The 17,443-nt window shown below is 43.7% G+C and carries 12 protein-coding genes; 6 read left to right on the forward strand and 6 right to left on the reverse strand.

Annotated elements, in window-relative coordinates; translation table 11 throughout:
- The first annotated feature begins 274 nt into the window (after positions 1 to 274).
- Entirely contained in the window at positions 275 to 841 is a 567-nt protein-coding gene (locus FXV91_RS15935; protein WP_345945532.1) for a hypothetical protein, read from the forward strand.
- On the opposite strand, the gene FXV91_RS15940 is transcribed toward FXV91_RS15935, so the two are convergent.
- The 6 genes from FXV91_RS15940 to pta all read right to left on the reverse strand — a co-directional run bounded on the left by FXV91_RS15940 (position 831) and on the right by pta (position 8,092).
- Positions 831 to 2,312 (reverse strand): HEAT repeat domain-containing protein, encoded by a 1,482-nt coding sequence (locus tag FXV91_RS15940; RefSeq protein ID WP_229391699.1) that lies wholly within the window; start codon positions 2,310 to 2,312, stop codon positions 831 to 833. The genes FXV91_RS15935 and FXV91_RS15940 overlap by 11 nt on opposite strands.
- Positions 2,290 to 3,159: a hypothetical protein gene (locus FXV91_RS15945; RefSeq protein ID WP_229391669.1), complete on the reverse strand. Its 870-nt coding sequence runs from the start codon at positions 3,157 to 3,159 to the stop codon at positions 2,290 to 2,292. Before FXV91_RS15945 ends, FXV91_RS15940 begins: the two co-directional genes overlap by 23 nt.
- Before the next feature lies 1 nt (position 3,160).
- Positions 3,161 to 3,802 carry a hypothetical protein gene (locus tag FXV91_RS15950; protein WP_229391670.1) on the reverse strand — a complete coding sequence of 214 codons (642 nt, stop codon included), beginning with the start codon at positions 3,800 to 3,802 and terminating at the stop codon, positions 3,161 to 3,163.
- 320 nt (positions 3,803 to 4,122) lie between these two features.
- Positions 4,123 to 4,875, reverse strand: a complete 753-nt coding sequence (locus FXV91_RS15955; protein ID WP_229391671.1) for an acetate--CoA ligase family protein — start codon at positions 4,873 to 4,875, stop codon at positions 4,123 to 4,125.
- 883 nt (positions 4,876 to 5,758) lie between these two features.
- Positions 5,759 to 6,985, reverse strand: coding sequence for an acetate kinase (locus FXV91_RS15960; protein ID WP_229391672.1), 1,227 nt, complete (start codon positions 6,983 to 6,985; stop codon positions 5,759 to 5,761).
- Positions 6,986 to 7,090: 105 nt separating this feature from the next.
- Entirely contained in the window at positions 7,091 to 8,092 is a 1,002-nt protein-coding gene (gene pta / locus FXV91_RS15965) for a phosphate acetyltransferase (protein ID WP_229391673.1), read from the reverse strand.
- 258 nt (positions 8,093 to 8,350) lie between these two features.
- Between pta and FXV91_RS15970 the strand changes: the two genes are divergently transcribed.
- The 5 genes from FXV91_RS15970 (at position 8,351) to FXV91_RS15990 (ending at position 17,304) form a co-directional block, all read left to right on the forward strand.
- Positions 8,351 to 8,917 carry a flavodoxin family protein gene (locus tag FXV91_RS15970; protein ID WP_229391674.1) on the forward strand — a complete coding sequence of 189 codons (567 nt, stop codon included), beginning with the start codon at positions 8,351 to 8,353 and terminating at the stop codon, positions 8,915 to 8,917.
- 229 nt (positions 8,918 to 9,146) lie between these two features.
- Positions 9,147 to 10,916, forward strand: coding sequence for a chloride channel protein (locus tag FXV91_RS15975; RefSeq protein ID WP_229391675.1), 1,770 nt, complete (start codon positions 9,147 to 9,149; stop codon positions 10,914 to 10,916).
- A gap of 84 nt (positions 10,917 to 11,000) precedes the next feature.
- A complete protein-coding gene (locus FXV91_RS15980; RefSeq protein WP_229391676.1) occupies positions 11,001 to 14,603 on the forward strand; it encodes a HEAT repeat domain-containing protein in 3,603 nt (1,200 codons plus the stop codon).
- 66 nt (positions 14,604 to 14,669) lie between these two features.
- Entirely contained in the window at positions 14,670 to 15,707 is a 1,038-nt protein-coding gene (gene mtaA / locus FXV91_RS15985; RefSeq protein ID WP_229391677.1) for a methylcobamide:CoM methyltransferase MtaA, read from the forward strand.
- Between the two features lie 457 nt (positions 15,708 to 16,164).
- Entirely contained in the window at positions 16,165 to 17,304 is a 1,140-nt protein-coding gene (locus tag FXV91_RS15990; protein ID WP_229391678.1) for an ATPase, read from the forward strand.
- Positions 17,305 to 17,443: the final 139 nt, after the last annotated feature.

Here is a 17,443-nt window from a genome sequence, read left to right on the forward strand (position 1 = left end):
TTTTTTAGTTTCCGGAATAAGCAGCCATTGATTTCAAATTTTTATTATTTTCAAGAGTTATTTTTAAGGTTCTTTTGAAATTCGGAGAAAGAAAAAGATGGATTTGCCTGCTGCAACAATATTTTTTGTCATCTTCACTGCCTTAATAGGTGTTGCAGGAACCAGGCTTAGTAAAACCACAGACTAGCTTGCAGATCTTACCGGACTCGGAGAAGCTATGGTGGGGGGAGTACTAATAGGTAGTATTAATTCCCGTGCATGAACCATAACTTCGATTACAGCCGCCTACCAGAACCACCCTGAACTTGCAGTCAGTAATGCAGTGGGAGGTATCCTTGCCCAGACAACTTTTCTTGCTTTTGCCGATATCAGCTACAAGAAAGCAAATCTCGAGCATGCAGCTGCGTCTTATCCCAACCTGATGCACGGCACCCTTCTCATAATTATGCTTTCCTTTATTTTTCTGATAACATTTTTTCTCGAATTTTCAGTTAAGGGAACAAATCCCGCTTCTATTCTCATGATAATCGGATATATTGCTGGAGTACGTATGATATGGAAAGCAAAGAGGAGAGCCATGTGGGTTCCGAAAAGTACGGCGTCAACAGATGAAGATCTGGTTCTGTATGTGGAAGATGGAGATCTAAGCAAAAAGAGTGTTACAATAAAATTTTCTATACTGGCTGCAATTGTAGCTTTTTCAGGATATGTGGTGGCAGAGACAGGCATAGTAATTGCTGCAGAGAAAAGGCTTTCCGAGACCATTATAGGAGGGCTTTTTACCGGAGTAGCTTCGTATTATTCATATTTTTACAATCCAAACAATCAAATCAAGAAGTAGAGTAGACATTAGCCGCCTCACCTCCTTCTATTTTTTTGAGTAACTCCTCTGCAGCGGTCCTGACATTCCAGTATTCTTCCATATCCTTGCTGATCCGGCGCAAACCTTCGGTAGCTTCGGGACCTCCAAGTTCCCCAAGAGCACGAACTTCCGCAGCCCGGACATCCCTTTCCCTCTCAGTATCCAGAGCTTTGAGGAGAGGTTCAACGGCTCTATTGTCTCCAAGTTCTCCCAGACCGTCTGCAGCACCTTTCCTTACTCTATAGTTTTCATCTCCAAGAGAAGAAATAAGAGGATCAACAGCTTGAGAATCTCCGATTTTCACAAGGGAATCTACAATACTCTTTCTTAGCAGCCATGAATCATCTCCAAGAAGGGCAGTAAGAGAATCCACAGCCTCAGTGTCTCCAATATTTCCCAGAGCTGTGACGGCCGCAATCTGAACATTCTGGTTTTTGGCTTGAAGGAGCTCCTCAAGATAAGGGATCGAATCTTTGCTCTCAATCCTTCCAAGAGAACGAGCAGCGACTTCCTGTATCTCGGGATCGCTGTCCCCAAGAGCAGCAATAAGAGGTTGCTCTGTTTGGACAACTTCCTCAGGCTCTTTAAAAAAGCCCAGAGCAAAAGCAGCCTCCTTTCGCACCTCCGGGACCCTATCGTCCAGCATTTCAATCAGGTAAGGAATAGAGACAGGGTCCTGGAGACCATAACACACCTTTACAGCGTTAGCTCGAGTTGTGGGATTACTACTGCGCAGAAATTTAGTAAGTTTTCCAAAAACCTCTTCACTTTCAAAGTGGCCAAGGGCATTAGCTGCCCTAGATCCAACGTCTTTGTCATCCAAAAGATCCAGAAGGGGATCAACTGCTCTAGGATCTCCGATTTCTTCTAAAGCAAGTATAATGTCCATGTGCATAGTGTAATCATCACTGTTGTGCATAGTGTAATCATTACTGTTGAGAGCTTCACAAAGAGGTTCAACTGCCCTTGGATCCTTCAATGCTCCAAGAGCACACACTGCACTGAAAACTACCCCTTCGTTTTCATCCTTTAAGAGCTCAATAAGAGGCTCAACAGCTTCGGAAGCTCCAAGCCAACCAAGTGAAGAAGCTGCATTCATACGAACCTCAGGAGAGGGATCGTCCAGAACTTCAATAAGAGAGTCTGCAGCTTTTTGATCTCCTATTTCTCCGAGGGCACGAGCAGCAAAGCTGCGCACCTGCGGATCATCATCTTTTAAAGCTTTTATTAAAGGGTCCACTGCAGGTTCCCCGATATCGACAAGTGCGTAAGCTGAAGCATAACTAACATTCTGATCCTCATCCCCAAGACTTTTGACCAGCTTATCCACCCTTGCCTCAAGAGGGTCCTGACCAAGGCAACCGGCACAAGCTTCGGAAAGCAAAAGTAAGAGAATCAAAAGTTTTGCATGCCTGCAACTGAAAAGTTCATACCGCTCTGTCATACTCATCACCTGCTCTCCTCCTCGAAGGGATCAGCAATTCAGCAGATACCACCTGATCCTGCCACGTTGAAGTCACATTAATCAGGAATTGATCCTCACCGCTTCCAATTACTACATTCTGGACAGGCATATAGGACTCACCGGAAAGTTCCCCATGTACGATTTCCACAATTGCATAGGGATAATCAGGCCAGGTCCACAGGGCTGTTTTATCCTGACTTCTCACATAATGAATACCGGAAGATGTGAGCACCATCTTTCCTGTTTTTTCGTCTGTCACTGTTAGGTTCGTTGATACGTCTCTTGCCGAGCCTGATCCGTTGTTGATCAGATAGCCGTAGATCCTGTAAATATCAGAAGTATTTCTGCTCTCCATTTCATATTCCAGCTTAAGGTGGAGTTCAGGAGTCGGGATCTGTACAAGGCATGTTCCTTCATCCAGAATCCTGCTGTTCTCGACAACCTTTACATTTACCGGGTATTCCCCTGGAAGCTCATACCCGAGCCATACGCTGATCGAATTGTTTCCTGTAAGAAGATGAATCGGCTTCTGAAGCGAAACAAATTCGACATCCCATGGATCCACAGAATCCTTGGAAATAATCAGCCTTGATGTAGAACGAGCTTCTCCATTTTTATCCACAAAAGCATTCTCGACCTCAAGCCACACGTCCACAGGCTTTGAGCCGTTGTTCTGAAGCACTATATCCAGCTGCCCCGACTCCCTGATCCCAACAGGGGGAGCATGCATATCAACAATTTTCACATCAGCCGAATTTCCATAATACCATAAAACCCCCAGAACCAGGATCAATAAGGCAACTGAAATATAAACCAGGGTACTTTTCCTCATTTTACTCCCCCTCGACCCCTTCATTCTTCTTTCCAGCATTATCCTTAAGCTCGTCAGCAATCGAAATGCAATTGGTAAGCCCGTATTTTTTCTTTGTAATTATGCCCCTTCTTTCCAGGTTCATAAGAACTCGGGAAACCTTGGCTTTGGAAAAATCAAGGGAATTCACGAGTTCATTCTGGAGAATTCTTCCCCCTTTTACTGCAATCAGTTCGATAGCTTTTCTTTCATCCCCTTCAAGAGCCCGCAAAAGAACATCCGTAGGATCAATCTTAGCCCTGACAGGCAGGAGTCCCTCACCAGGAGCATTTTCAGGAGAGACCTCGGATCTCCTCGCCAGAACCTCAAACCCCTTCTCAGGAACTTCTTCTGATACAAGACTGAGAGCTTTTACCTGCGCTGCAGAGCCCATTACGGAAAAAACAGGGTCCTGAAACCCTGAGGACCGCAGGACCTGACCCAGAGACAGCCCTCCTATAAACCCGGAAAAAAGAAGAACATATGCTTCTTTTACTGTATACACATACGGAATATCCACAACCTTGAATGTGTCCCCTTCAAGCTGGATCACCACCGGTGAGTCTTCAAGAAGCATGTCAATGGCTACAATGCTCGATAGGAGCAGGATGCCAACAGCCAGCACGAATCTTTTTCGTTCCTGGATCGTACTACCACCTCATTTACTACCTCCAGTATGTGCGAAACAAATGTTATATTTTTAGTTTGACCTGAACCCGAGACGTCTCAGAATTCCAAGACCACCGTCAGCAGATGACGAAAATTGTTTCGGGGTGGCATATCAAAAATCGGGAGGGGTCTGCCGGGCATAGGATGAAGAATAGGCTGGAAATGGGGCGAAGAATAGGCTGAAAAATGAAAGGGCAGATAAACAGGTTTGTTATAGACAGGTTAAAAAGAAAAAAAGAGAAAAACAATTAGTCCTGAAAAATGTGATCAGTCCCATCAGGTTTTCTTCAAAGTAAGCCTCATATCCACTGCAAGGGCTCCTTTTCCCTCTTCGAAGACCATCATGGGATTAATCTCAAACTCCTCTATTTCCGGAAAATCGCAGACAAGCCTTGAAACCCTTAAAACGGTATCCACCAGAGCATCAATATCCGAAGGCTTTGCACCTCTGACTCCGGCAAGGATCGGGTAAGTTTTGATCCCTGTAACCATCCCCCTTGCCTCTTCTTCGTCCACAGGGGCGATTGCAAACTGTACATCTTTGAGGATCTCTACATAAACTCCCCCAAGCCCGAACATTAACATGGGCCCAAAAGTAGGATCGCGGATCATCCCGATAATTACTTCTTTTCCGCCTGAGAGCATTTGTTGCAACTGGACACCTTCAAGGGATGCATCCGGCCTTTTTTCATGGACCTTTTCCATCATTTCTCGGTAGGCAGCCCTCACCTCACCCCCGTCTTGCAGGGAAAGCCTGATACCTCCCACATCGGATTTATGGGAAATCTGAAGAGAGACAACCTTCATCACCAGAGGGTAGCCGATCTCCTCTGCAACTCTAAAGGCTTCCTCTTCAGTTTTTGCAATGACAGTTTTCACTACAGGAATACCGTAAGCTTTCAGGATGCCAAAAGATTCAAGGCCCAGCGTGCGCCGTTCAGCCTCTCGTGCAACTCTGAGGATTTCATCTGCCAAAACACTATATGGACCAGATTCCGGAAGGGTGAGATCTACCTGCTTCATAATCATATGATACCCTCAGGAAAGTTATTCTTTAAGAGGAATAATTTCATTAATAAGTTATAAAATTGTGTGTTCCAATCCTGAGACTGAAAAATTTTTCCTTTTGTAAAAAGAAAATTGGTGACACCTGTGAAAAATATCTCTACTGACCCCGAAAAAGCCATTTCAGATAACAAACAAAGGACACTCCGGGCTTGTCTGGCAGCTCATTGCAAGAGATATAAAAAGGCTTGAAAAGAGCACTCTAAAAAGAAATTAATTTCCAAAAAGAGCAAAAAAAATGTGAAAAAAGAGTACTTTCAGCAGTATTATTTCTATTTCGTCCTTTTATGTCAGGTTTCTTTTATGTGTCAACTCTTCTCACCTCTTTTTCAATGGAAAGACCCGTTCTCCCACGCCGAGCGTGACAAAAACGACATAATAAAGAGAATAAGGTTGCACTGTTCAGAAAGATTTGTAACTTAGCCCTTATGAGCGAATCTAACTGTTATAACCCATAGATTAGTCAGCTTGAAGAAGCAAAATTCACTGTAACCTATAAATCAGCTTCCTTGAGCAAAGCTCACTACTAAAAACCATAAAGTAGTCCTCTTGAGCGTAGCGAAAAGGACCTCATGCTGTTGCACTTGCAGTACAACTCCCAGAAAATCTCCGATTTCCTGTGCTCCCGAAGCGAAACTCGGAAAGCGAAACTCGGGAAGCGAAACTCGGGAAGTAAAATCTGTGATTTTATAAATCAGTCTGCTTGAACGAGCGAAGCGAGTGAAACAGACCTCGTGCTCCCGAAGCGAAACTCGGGAAGCGAAACTCGGGAAGCGAAACTCGGGAAGCGAAAATCTGCTGGAAAAAATAGAATAAAGGAGGTAAAGGAAAAAATTTACCTTTACCATCAGACAGCTACTGAGCTGCGTAGCTTTACTTCTGTCTCACAGATTTCCTTTGTGTCCCTTGCAATGGTAAGTTCTTCATTGGTTGGGATGACAAGGACCCTGACTTTAGCATCTGGAGTGCTGATATCGATTTCCTGACCTCTGATTTTGTTCTTTTCCTCATCGATCTTTACGCCGATGCCATCAAGGCCGGAAAGAATTCTCTTTCTGATGCTTGCGCTGTTTTCTCCGATGCCTGCTGTGAAGACTATTGCATCTACACCATTGAGCACGGCTGAATATTCACCTATGACCTTCTTAATCTTATATGCGAAGACTTCAAGGGCAAGTTCGGCTCTCTGGTTGCCTTTGGAAGCTGCTTCATCAAGGTCTCTGAAGTCATTGCTAATCCCGGAAACTCCAAGCACGCCGGACTTCTTGTTCATTAAGGTATCGACTTCTCTGGTTGTCAGACCTTCTTTTTCCATAATAAAAGGAACAACTGCAGGGTCAATGGAACCGCATCTGGTACCCATTGCAACCCCTTCGAGCGGGGTAAAGCCCATAGTCGTTTCAACGGATTTTCCGCCTTTAACAGCCGTAATGCTTGAACCGTTCCCGAGGTGGCAGGTGATGATCCTGGTTTCTTCTACGGGTTTTCCGAGCATGGCGACGGCCCTTCTGGCAACATACATATGAGAGGTGCCGTGGAAACCGTATTTCCTTATTCCATGTTTTTCGTACAGTGCGTATGGCAGAGCATACATGTAGGCATATGCCGGGATTGTCTGATGGAATGCTGTATCAAAGACAGCAACCATTGGGACGCCGGGCATGATCTCCTGACAGGCAGTAATTCCCATCATGTTTGGAGGGTTGTGGAGAGGAGCCAGTTCAAAGCAGTCCGTGATTGCTTTTTCTACACCCGCGTCGATCAAAGCAGAGGTGGTAAACGTTTCCCCACCATGCACAACCCTGTGCCCGACTGCATTGATTTCGTTCATGCTTTTAATAACACCGAACTCAGGATCTGTCAGAGCCTTGACAACTTCCGCGAGGGCTGTCTTATGGGTAGGAAGGTCGGTCTGCTTTTCCAGCTTCTTGCCGTCAAATCTCTTCTGCGTGATGATCGAGTTGTCGATGCCTATCCTCTCGCAAAGCCCTATTGCAAGAGCGGATTCATTCGTCATATCAATTAATTGATATTTGAGAGACGAACTCCCTGCGTTTATAACCAGTACTTTCATTTGTAAACCCCAGTTCAATCCATTGCTTTCCAGTTAAATTTAGAGTTTCCGGATAAAATACTACTATATATGAAAGTTAATAAAACGCTTCCTAAATGGTTTCGATTATTTGTCCTGCGCTGCAGCCTGCACACAGGTAATTGCAACGGCACCGACAATGTCTTCGTCACTGCAGCCTCTGGACAGGTCATTAATTGGTTTTGCCAGCCCCTGGGTAATAGGGCCATAGGCTTCGGCTTTAGCAAGTCTCTGGGCAATCTTGTATGCGATATTTCCAGCGTTCAGGTCAGGGAAAATGAAGACATTTGCCTTACCTGCAACAGGGCTTCCTGGGGCCTTTGAGGCTGCAACTTTTGGAACAATTGCTGCATCTACCTGTAGTTCACCATCGATTGCAACGTCAGGGGCAAGCTCCTGTGCACGCTTTGTTGCGGCGATTGTAGCTGCTGTCAGCGGGCTCTTTGCACTTCCTTTGGTGGAGTAAGAGAGCATTGCAACCTTTGGAACATCCTCAACAAGCAGCTCAAAGGTCTTTGCAGAACTTACAGCAATATTCGCAACATCTTCTACGCTCGGCATTTCAACCATGCCCGAGTCAGCGAAAAGGAATGTTCCGTTGGACCCGTATTCACAGTCAGGTACGGCGATGATGAAGAAAGCGGATGCAAGAGCCGATCCCGGAGCTGTTTTAACGATCTGCACGGCAGGTCTGAGGGTGTCTGAAGAAGAGTGGGCAGCTCCTGACACTACACCGTCTACTTCCCCGAGTTTGGCCATCATAACAGCAAAGTAAACGTAATCGTTCATGATTTCAGCTGCACTTTCGGGTGTGACGCCCTTGTGTTTTCTCAGCTCATAGAAGGTATTTATGTACTCATCCCTTCTCTCATAAGTCTTAGGGTCTACAATTCTTGCTTTTGAGAGATCCAGATCTCCTGCGAGCGCTTTAATATCGGCCTCATTACCAACAAGGACAACTTTTGCAATATCCCTTTCAAGAATCTTGGCAGCTGCCTGGAGGGTTCTTATATCTTCAGTTTCAGGTAAAGCGATTGTTTTATTAAGTTTCTTTGCTCTTTCACTGATCTTATCTAAAAATGTAACCAATCAACCAACCTCCTATATAATTAGAGTAATTTATGTTAGCTGGGTCTTGATATATAAATTTACGTAAAAAGCATAGAGAAATATATAAAAATAAAAAATATATATTTCGAGTTACGAACATATATCATTATGCAAATATTTATCCCAATAATATATGAAGTATAATCAGATTTTTTACAACAAAGGCAAGGTAACTTAAAACAATTATTACTGAATATAAATGATAGATTAATATAAAAGAATTCCGGAATGAGACGAATGAAAATATTAGGAATTTCAGGCAGCCCGCGAAAGGGCCAGAACTGTGAGAAGATGATTACAGTAGCTCTCGAAACTGCTAAAGAAAGGGGATTTGAAACAGATACGGTTTTTCTCTCTATCTCAAAGGTGGCTCCCTGCAAAGCTTGCGGAGCTTGCAGAGAAAAAGATTGCTGTGTTATAGAGGATGGAATGGAAGAAATTTATGAAAAAATGAGAGTAGCTGACGGTATAATTGTTGCAGCTCCTGTATATATGGGGAATTATCCTGCCCAGCTCAAAGCCCTTTTTGACAGAAGTGTCCTGCTACGCCGTAAAGACTTCGCACTTAAAAACAAAGTAGGAGCAGCTCTTTCAGTCGGAGGCTCAAGAAACGGAGGGCAGGAAAAGACCATTCAGTCCATCCATGATTGGATGCACATTCACGGAATGATTGTAGTTGGCGATAATGCTCATTTCGGAGGAATTACCTGGAACCCGGCAGAAGAAGACGCCATAGGGATGCAGACAGTCTCCGAAACTGCAATTAAGCTCTGTGATGTTCTGGAACTTATCAAGAAAAAATAAAAAAATGTAAATAATAGTTAAAAGTTTACGCAAAAATAAAGGAATAAATGTCCGTTTCCTGAAAGTAGAATATTAGGGAGAACATGACATAATTCTATCGAAGGATACATTTAAATAAATGCTCGAAATCCTTTGAGCGGATAAAATATTTCATGCAGAATTAAAAATCTGAAATTACTTTTTGCTCAATAAAAAGTTAAGCATAAAGTTCTTCAAGAGGCACGAGCATTTGGAAGTTGATCCAGAATCGAGATTCAGATTCCATAACATAAAAGAATATCCCAGGATAACGGAGTATATCTCCCGGTTTGATACTGAAGCTGCCAGGGTCAACTCAATTGCCATTATAATCGGGCTTTTGACAGGGCTCGTGATAGGAGTTTATGACCGCACTCTCCAGTACAGTAATACTCTTTTCGGAATGCAGCAAGGGTTCTCTTTACATGAGTTCCCACACTATTATGTAATATTCATGCCCGCCCTTGGAGGGCTACTGGTGGGATTAATTTCCCACTTTCTGATAAAAAAACAATACGGTGTTGAAGGGCTTATAGAAACCGTAACCCTCCGCGGAGCAAGGATTAAACTCAGGGATACTTTCCTGGAAGTCTTTACCTCAATAATCACTATCAGTTCGGGAGGTGCCCTGGGAAAGGAAGCGCCAGGAGTCCTTGCCGGAGCCGGAACAGGCGCTCTTGTGGGGAGAATCCTGAAGAGCCCTGAAAGACAGCTCCAGACTCTTCTCGGCTGCGGGGCTGCCGGCGGGATTGCAGCTGCGTTCAGCGCTCCGCTTGCAGGTGTGGTTTTTGTAGTAGAGGTGATTTACGGGGAACTTGAAACAAGGACTTTCATTCCGATAGTTATTTCCTCGGTCTTTGCAACCCTTGTCTCGAGCACACTTTTCGGAATAAAACCCATCCAGATCTCTCCCTATCAGCTGGTAAGCCCCTACAAGGAACTCGGGCTCTACCTTATCCTCGGCCTTCTTGCAGGAATCGTCTCTACAATCCTGATCCGGACGCTTTACTATACAAAAGACCTTTTTTCGGAAATCCCTCTCCATCCTGTCTTCAAACCTGCCCTGGGAGGGCTTGCAGTAGGAGTGATCGGACTTTTTTACCCCAGAGTCCTGGGGATGGGATATAATGTGATAATGGATGCCCTGAACAACCAGTTTACCTTCAAACTCCTGCTGGCCCTGCTCTTCCTGAAGATCCTTGCCTTTTCCCTGAGCCTGGGATCGGGGGGATCGGGAGGAACGATTGTCCCCTCCCTCTTTACAGGCGCAATGTTAGGGGGAGCCTTCGGGACAGCCGCAAACCTGTTTTTCCCGGGGACAATAGCAGAGTCAGGGGCTTATGCCATGGTCGGTATGGGAGCAGTGTTTGCCGGGACTGCCAGGGCACCTCTTACTGGTATTCTTATCCTTTTCGAGATAACAAGAGACTACAGTCTCATCCTCCCCCTCATGTTTGCCTGTGTGCTGAGCAATGTGATGTCAAATGCCCTGTACCCGGAGTCCATTTTTACGGAAGGGCTCCGAAGGAAAGGATTTAAGATAAGGAAAGGTCGGGAAGTAGACATCATGGTCTCCATGCTCGTAAAAGATGCCATGGTAACACACGTCCAGACCGTTTCCGAAGAAAAAAATGTGGGGATCCTTATTGCCCTCATGCAGGCAAGCCGCCATGCAGGTTTTCCAGTCCTTGATTCAAAAGGCAAACTTTCCGGGATAGTGACACTCTCAGACCTCCGGAGCAAAGTAAAGTACGGCGAAGTCGACAAAAAGATAGGGGATATCGCTACCCACGATATCGAAGTAGCCTATCCCGACGAAACCCTTGAAGCCGTCCTCAAACGCCTTGGCTCAAAGCAAATAGGCAGGCTCCCTGTCGTGGACCGCCTGGACAAAACAAAACTCCTCGGCCTCATCACACGGAGTGATATTGTAAACTCATATAACAAGAAAGTCGTAGAAAAAGTCAGGGACACATACTAAAAGCAGTAAACTAAAAAAGGTCCCCCGACAAAAAGAATAGAAATGGAAAAGCGGGGATATTCTGTATAAAATCTGGGGGGCCTTATGCAGGGAATTGAAGGAATTTCAATCGGGGAAGTAGAGGAGTACCTGAAAAACGTAATACTTGAAGATAGAGACGAAATATTTAACTTCTATATCGAATTATCTGCCAGGGAAATTTTGCCAATTACACGCCGACTCTTCGAAGAAAATCTTTCCCTGACTCATGAATTCAAAATATCACAACTTGTAGAAAAAGAGAAACGCCTGATAATTTACGGAGAAGCAGGTTCTGGAAAGACAACTACTCTTAAGTGGTTGAATGCTGCATGTGCCAGGGAGTATCTCGAAGGAAAAAAGGAACATGTCCCTATTTATGTATCCCTTGATTCCTACGTTAAAGGTTCTTTTTATAATTACTTGAAAGCAAAAGCAAAGCAAAAAGGAGTTTCTGAACCTGATTTCAAGAAATTACTTGAAGGAAAAACCCTGCTGCTTTTAGATGGATTGGACCTGCTTACGTATTCTGATAATTTTTCCCCGCTTGAGGAGATTTCCAGCTTTATTTCCGAATATGAGGACTGTCGATATATTATTGCCTCAAGACATGGACCCTCTGGAAGCATAAAAAGTACATTTGCAGTTTGCGAGCTTGAAAAATTATCAGATGAAAAAATAAGGCTCTTTATAGAGAACTACGTCCCTAATAAGAGACAGGCAAAACTCTTGAAAACCAGACACCTGAATAAAACCAATTCGTATCCTCTTCTTCGAAACCCTTTTCTGCTTCAGCTCTGGACTAAGATTTCAATCACTCGAATAGAGATGGAAGGAAAGAAGAGACCTGATCAAGAGCTTACTCCTTCTGGCTTTGATTGTATTCCTTCCAATAAGGCAGAACTTTATCTGGCTTTCATTTCAGATCTGTTTAGAAATTACAGGGTAAAAGAAGATTTCTTTAGATCTGAAGATGTGCTCTTTTTGAAAATAAGCGGTGATATAAAAAGCTCTGAAGAAATAAACTATGAAAACAGAAACTATGAAAACAGAAACTATGAAAACAGAAACTATGAAAACAGAAACTATGAAAACAGAAACTATGAAAACAGAAACTATGAAAAGTTACCTACTGAGAGAAAAGACTATGAAAAAGTGAATGCAGGAAAAACAGGGATTGAAAATTTTCTAATGGACCTGGCATTCAAGCTCCAGTGCAGGAACAGGGTTTCATGTAAGTACAGATGTGCCCTTGAAGTAGCAGAAGAGTGTGCAAAACACAATGTACCCGGAAGAACCGAAGCTAAAAAAACACAGGCCAGAAAGCTTCTCAAGGTATGCTTCGGGATCGGGCTCCTGACCAGAAACCGCTCTGAAGTAAGGTTTGGAATAAACCGATCTTTCCAGGAATACTTTGCGGCTTTAAAGCTGAAAGCATATCTTGAGAACGGCATGGATATCTCGGAAGCATTCAGGCATCCGAGATGGGAAAATGTGGTTATATTTACCTCGGAGATGGTCGAATCAGGAGAAAAATTGGTAGACTCCATAATTTCAAGCAACAATTTGGACCTTGCCTCAAAATGTACCGGAAAAGCCAGCCCTGAAACAAAAGAGAAACTATGTTCATTACTTGCTACCAGGCTCGACAGTAGATATACAGTGGAAAAAATGAGGGCGATTCAAAGCCTCGGAAGACTGGGGACCTGTGGGATTGAAGCCAGTTCAAAGGGGCTTGAGGATAAAGATATAGGGGTGAAAAGAGAAGCTGTAAAGGCTCTTGGGAAAACAAAATCCGAAATAGCACTTGCCCCTCTCACAGCTGCACTTGGAGATGAGGATTATTCTGTGAGGATAGAAGCTGTAAAGGCCCTCAGTATGATAGGATCCGAGAAAGCTGTCGAGCTCCTTAAGAACGCACTTGCAGATAGGAACCGGGCTGTCCGTCTGGAAGCTACGGACTCGCTGATGCAGATCGGATCAGAAAGTGCACTTGAAGTCCTTGTTTCCGCACTTGGGGCTAAAGATGATTTTGTTCGTTTTGGGGCTATAGGGGCTCTTGGCAGAGCAAGCCCTCAGAAAGCGGCGGATCCTCTCATAAAAGCATTTCATAAAGAGGACAAACTTGTTCGATTGGGAGCTGCCGAGGCTCTGGGTCAGATGGGGTCAGAAAGAGCTGTTGAATCATTCATAGTTGCTGTGCAGGACGAAGATGAATTTGTACGATGGATAGCTACAAAAGCACTTGGAAAAATAAAATCAGACCGGACTCCTGAGACATTCATCGATATACTTGGCGATAAAAGCCGTTTTGTCCGAAGGGAAGCTGCGAAAGCACTCGGAACGGCAGGTTCCGAGAAAACGCTTGATCCCCTTGTTTCCGCGCTCTCGGATGAGGATGAATTTGTAAGAAAGGCAGCCGCTGAAGCTCTCGGAGAGATAGGCTCCGAAATGACAGAATCCGAAATGAAAGGATCCGAAATGAAAGGATCCGAAGTGATAAGATCTGAAGTGATAGGATCCGAAACAGCTGTTGAAGCACTTGTAAGTATGCTCAGTGACGAAAGCCATTTTGTCCGTCTGGAAGCGGCAAAGGCACTTGGAATGGTAAGATTCAGAAAAGCTGTTACTCCACTTCTTTCTGTACTGGGGGATGAGAACCGTTTTGTCCGAAAGGAAGCAGCAAAAGCACTAGGGCAGATGGAACCAGAAAGAGTCCTTGAGTTGCTTATTCACGCTCTTGAGTCAGGAAACAATTTTATGAGGCAGGGGGCAGTAAGGGCCCTCGGACAGATAAACTCTGATGTGATAAACACAGATGAAGCACTAAACCAGATAGCAGATAAAGTATTCGATTTTCTTGATGATGCTTTCCAGGATGAAAATAAATTTGTACGGAGGGAAGCAGCCAGATCTCTGGAAAATATATCCAGAAACATGCCTGAAAGAGCCCTTAAGTCCCTGATTAATGCGCTTGATGATGAGGATGAGGAGGTCAGGAGGCTTCTGGCCGGAATACTGAAGTGCCTGGGTTCTGAAAAAGCTGTTCCCCAATTGATCAGCGCTCTCAAATCCCGTGACCCAATTGTAAGACGGTTTGCAGCTGAAGCCCTTGGACAGACGAAATCTGAAAAAGCCCTGGAGCCCCTGATAGATACCATGCTTTTCGATACGGAGGGATTTGTGAAAGGGGAAGCTGCAAGAGCTCTTGGAAAAATAAAGTCCAGAAGGGCCATAGAACCTCTTATTGACGCGTTGCTGGACGAAAACAATGAAGGAAGATGGGGAGCTGCCGAAGCCCTTGGCAGGATTAAAGCCGAAACTGCAGTTGACCCCCTGATCCTTGCTCTTGCCGATAGAGATGATTTCACACGGTTGGCTGCTGCAAAAGCTCTTGGCAGGATAAAACCGAAAAAAGCAATCGAACCTCTGATCAATACACTTTATGATTGGAACCGCTTTGTAAAAGCAGAAGCCTCCGGAGCCCTTCTGAAAATTTGTACAGAAGCAGACAGAGAGCGGATGCAGGCTTTGCTTGATTCAGAAAATGGACTTATAGCAGATCTTGCTTTTGAAATCCTGGAAGAAATTGAAATGCAGGAGTTATCGAAAACCAGACTTTTTTTAGCTTTTGAAGTAGATCCTGAAATGGTAACCAAAAAATGGTAACCGATTTGAATGAAGAGAATAGAATAATTTAAAAAAATCGGTTTAAAAAACACCGGAGTCAGAAAAATGGAAAGAAGTCTAAGGAAAAACTTTCTTAACGCCATTCACGGAAATCTCGTTAATAGGATTCCTGCCCTTTCTGTCACCCAGACCGGAACGGTTGAACTGATGGACATGACCGGCTCAGCCTGGCCGGAAGCCCACTCCAACCCTGAGAAGATGGCAGCCCTCGCCCTTGCAGGCCATGAAATCGCAGGCCTTGAAGCCGTACGTTACCCCTACTGCCTGACCGTGCTTGCCGAAACCATGGGCTGCGAAGTTAATATGGGCACAAAAGACATCCAGCCATCTGTCCTGTCCCATCCTTTCTCAAAAGGGCCCGAAAACCTCAGGATACCTGAAAATCTGCTCAAAAGAGGAAGAATTCCCACTGTCCTGAAAGCAACGGAAATCCTGGCAGCTCGAACAGAAAATGGAACACAAATTGAAATTCCCCTCATAGCAGGCATGGAAGGCCCTCTGACAGTATTTACCCACCTTGCCGAGGTTAAAAACTGCCTTATCTGGGGACTAAAAAAGCCCGACTATTTTAAAACATTCATGGAATCCTGCACCGAGATCTGTATCGAGTACGCAAACTCCCTCTTCGACCGCGGCGCAGATGCCCTGTGTATGCCCGACGGCGGGCTAGTCGGCTCAAGAATGATGCCTCCTTCAATCCTTGAAGATTCAGTCAAACCCTTCTACAAACACCTCTGCGAAAGAGTAAACGGTCCTGTAATCCTGCATATTTGCGGTGATGTTGGCGATTCCTTGAGAACTCTTTCAGAGTGCGGTTTCGAAGCCATCAGCATCGAAGAAAAAGTCAGTTTGAGAGTCGCAAAAGAAGCAATTGGAGACAGAGCAAGATTAATCGGAAACGTCTCTCCTTCAAGGACCCTGCTCTTTGGAACCCCTGACACCGTGAAAGCAGAAGCAAAACAGTGCCTCTCTGCCGGTGTGGATATCCTCGCCCCTGGTTGCGGGATCGCACCGCGGACTCCGCTTGCAAATATAAGGGCGCTTGTGGAAGCAAGGGACGAATGGTATGAGGAAAAGGAATGAAGAACAATGAGAGGGCAAAAGTAAGGGAAAATTAAGTCATCTTTTTAGTTGCTTCACGGCAGTTATGCAGTACCCGATTAAACGGACTTTTGTTTTAACGGACTTCTGTTTTATTACATAGTATAAAATTCCCATATATAGTATAAAACTCCTCATTGTTCGCAGACCCTGCAGCTTCCATACCTGCCTGCAGGAATAGCCGGGGAATCTTTTTTTAACAGGGTTTTATGTAATCAAAAAAGTTACGATTCGGATAAATAAAATATACAGTGACTTATTCAGCCATTATTATTAAAATTAGTTAGTTTTAAGTATATTTATATTATAATGTATATAATTGACTATGAAACTAAACAAGACGGAAGCAGATTTATGAATATCAGATAGTCGCGCGTCTAGTTTCTTAAGCAAGTTTGCAAATTATTCAAAATTAAAAACATGTATCATGGGGGGAATTATGACAGAGAATGAGTACTTGAAAAGATGTAGCAGGTGTATATTACCCGAAACAGCACCAAACATTACTTTTGATAAAGATGGTGTTTGTAATTTTTGCCGTTCTCATATAAAAGTCCAGTATGAAGGTGAATCAAAACTTAGAGACTTATTGTACTCGTATCGCAGAGATAGCAACAGATACGATTGTGTTGTAGGAGTCAGTGGAGGAAGGGATAGTAGCTACACACTCCTTAAGCTAGTAAAAGATTATAACCTGAAAGTCCTGGCAGTTAATTATGAAAATCCATTTACTGATCCCCAGGCTAAAACAAACATTGAAAGTGCTGTAGAAGCGTTAAACATTGATGTTGTTAGTTTCAAATTGAAGAATAACATTCATGAAAAAACATTTAAACATAATTTTACTACGTGGCTTCGCGAACCATCTCCTGCAGCCATACCTATGATGTGTATTGCCTGTAAATTGATTCTTCCAAACATAATTAAATACGCAAGAATGTATGATGTGAGATGCGTAGTAACCGGTGGTAATCCATATGAATATACTTCTTTTAAAAGGGAATTACTGAATGTTTCAACAGATGAAAATTACATGAATCTCTTAACAAAAAGTTTTGGCATAAGAGGTTTTGGAGGAATTACGAATGAAATACTGAAAAATCCACTTTATTGCCATCCGATGTGTATTCCCACAATGATAACAGGATTTTTGTACGGAAATCCTTACAGCTTCGGACCTAGATTTTTGTCCCCGAATATTGAGTTTGTAGACATATTTCACTACATTCCCTGGCAAGAAGAGGAAGTTTTGTCAAGGATCAAGCAGGAATTGAACTGGGAAAGCCCGAAAAGATTCAGTTCGTCCTGGAGATTTGACTGCACTGTAAGTCATTTAAAAGATTTCATGTACATGAAAACACTCAACATGACAGAAAAAGATGATTTTTATTCCAAAATGGTGAGAGAAGGTATGATTACTCGTGAGGAAGCGCTCATAAGGATAAAAGACGAAAACAAACTGCATATAAACGAAATACAGGAGTTATTTGATAGTACAGAAATCAGCACTGCGTCTCATTTGCAAAAAGATAAAAGAGAAATAATTCTAAAAGAAGTGTTGGCCAAACAGGTCAGATAAAGTCAGATAATTTTACCTCAAGATTATAAAAACGATCTTTTTTAAGGATTGATAAGCCTTATTTTGGGGCTCAGGTATCGAACTGATTTTTCCCCTGAGTCCCTTCTCGGGAGGAAGGTGTCCTTTTCGCTTCGCTCAA

Source organism: Methanosarcina sp. DH2 (genome assembly GCF_020804225.1).
GTDB lineage: Archaea > Halobacteriota > Methanosarcinia > Methanosarcinales > Methanosarcinaceae > Methanosarcina.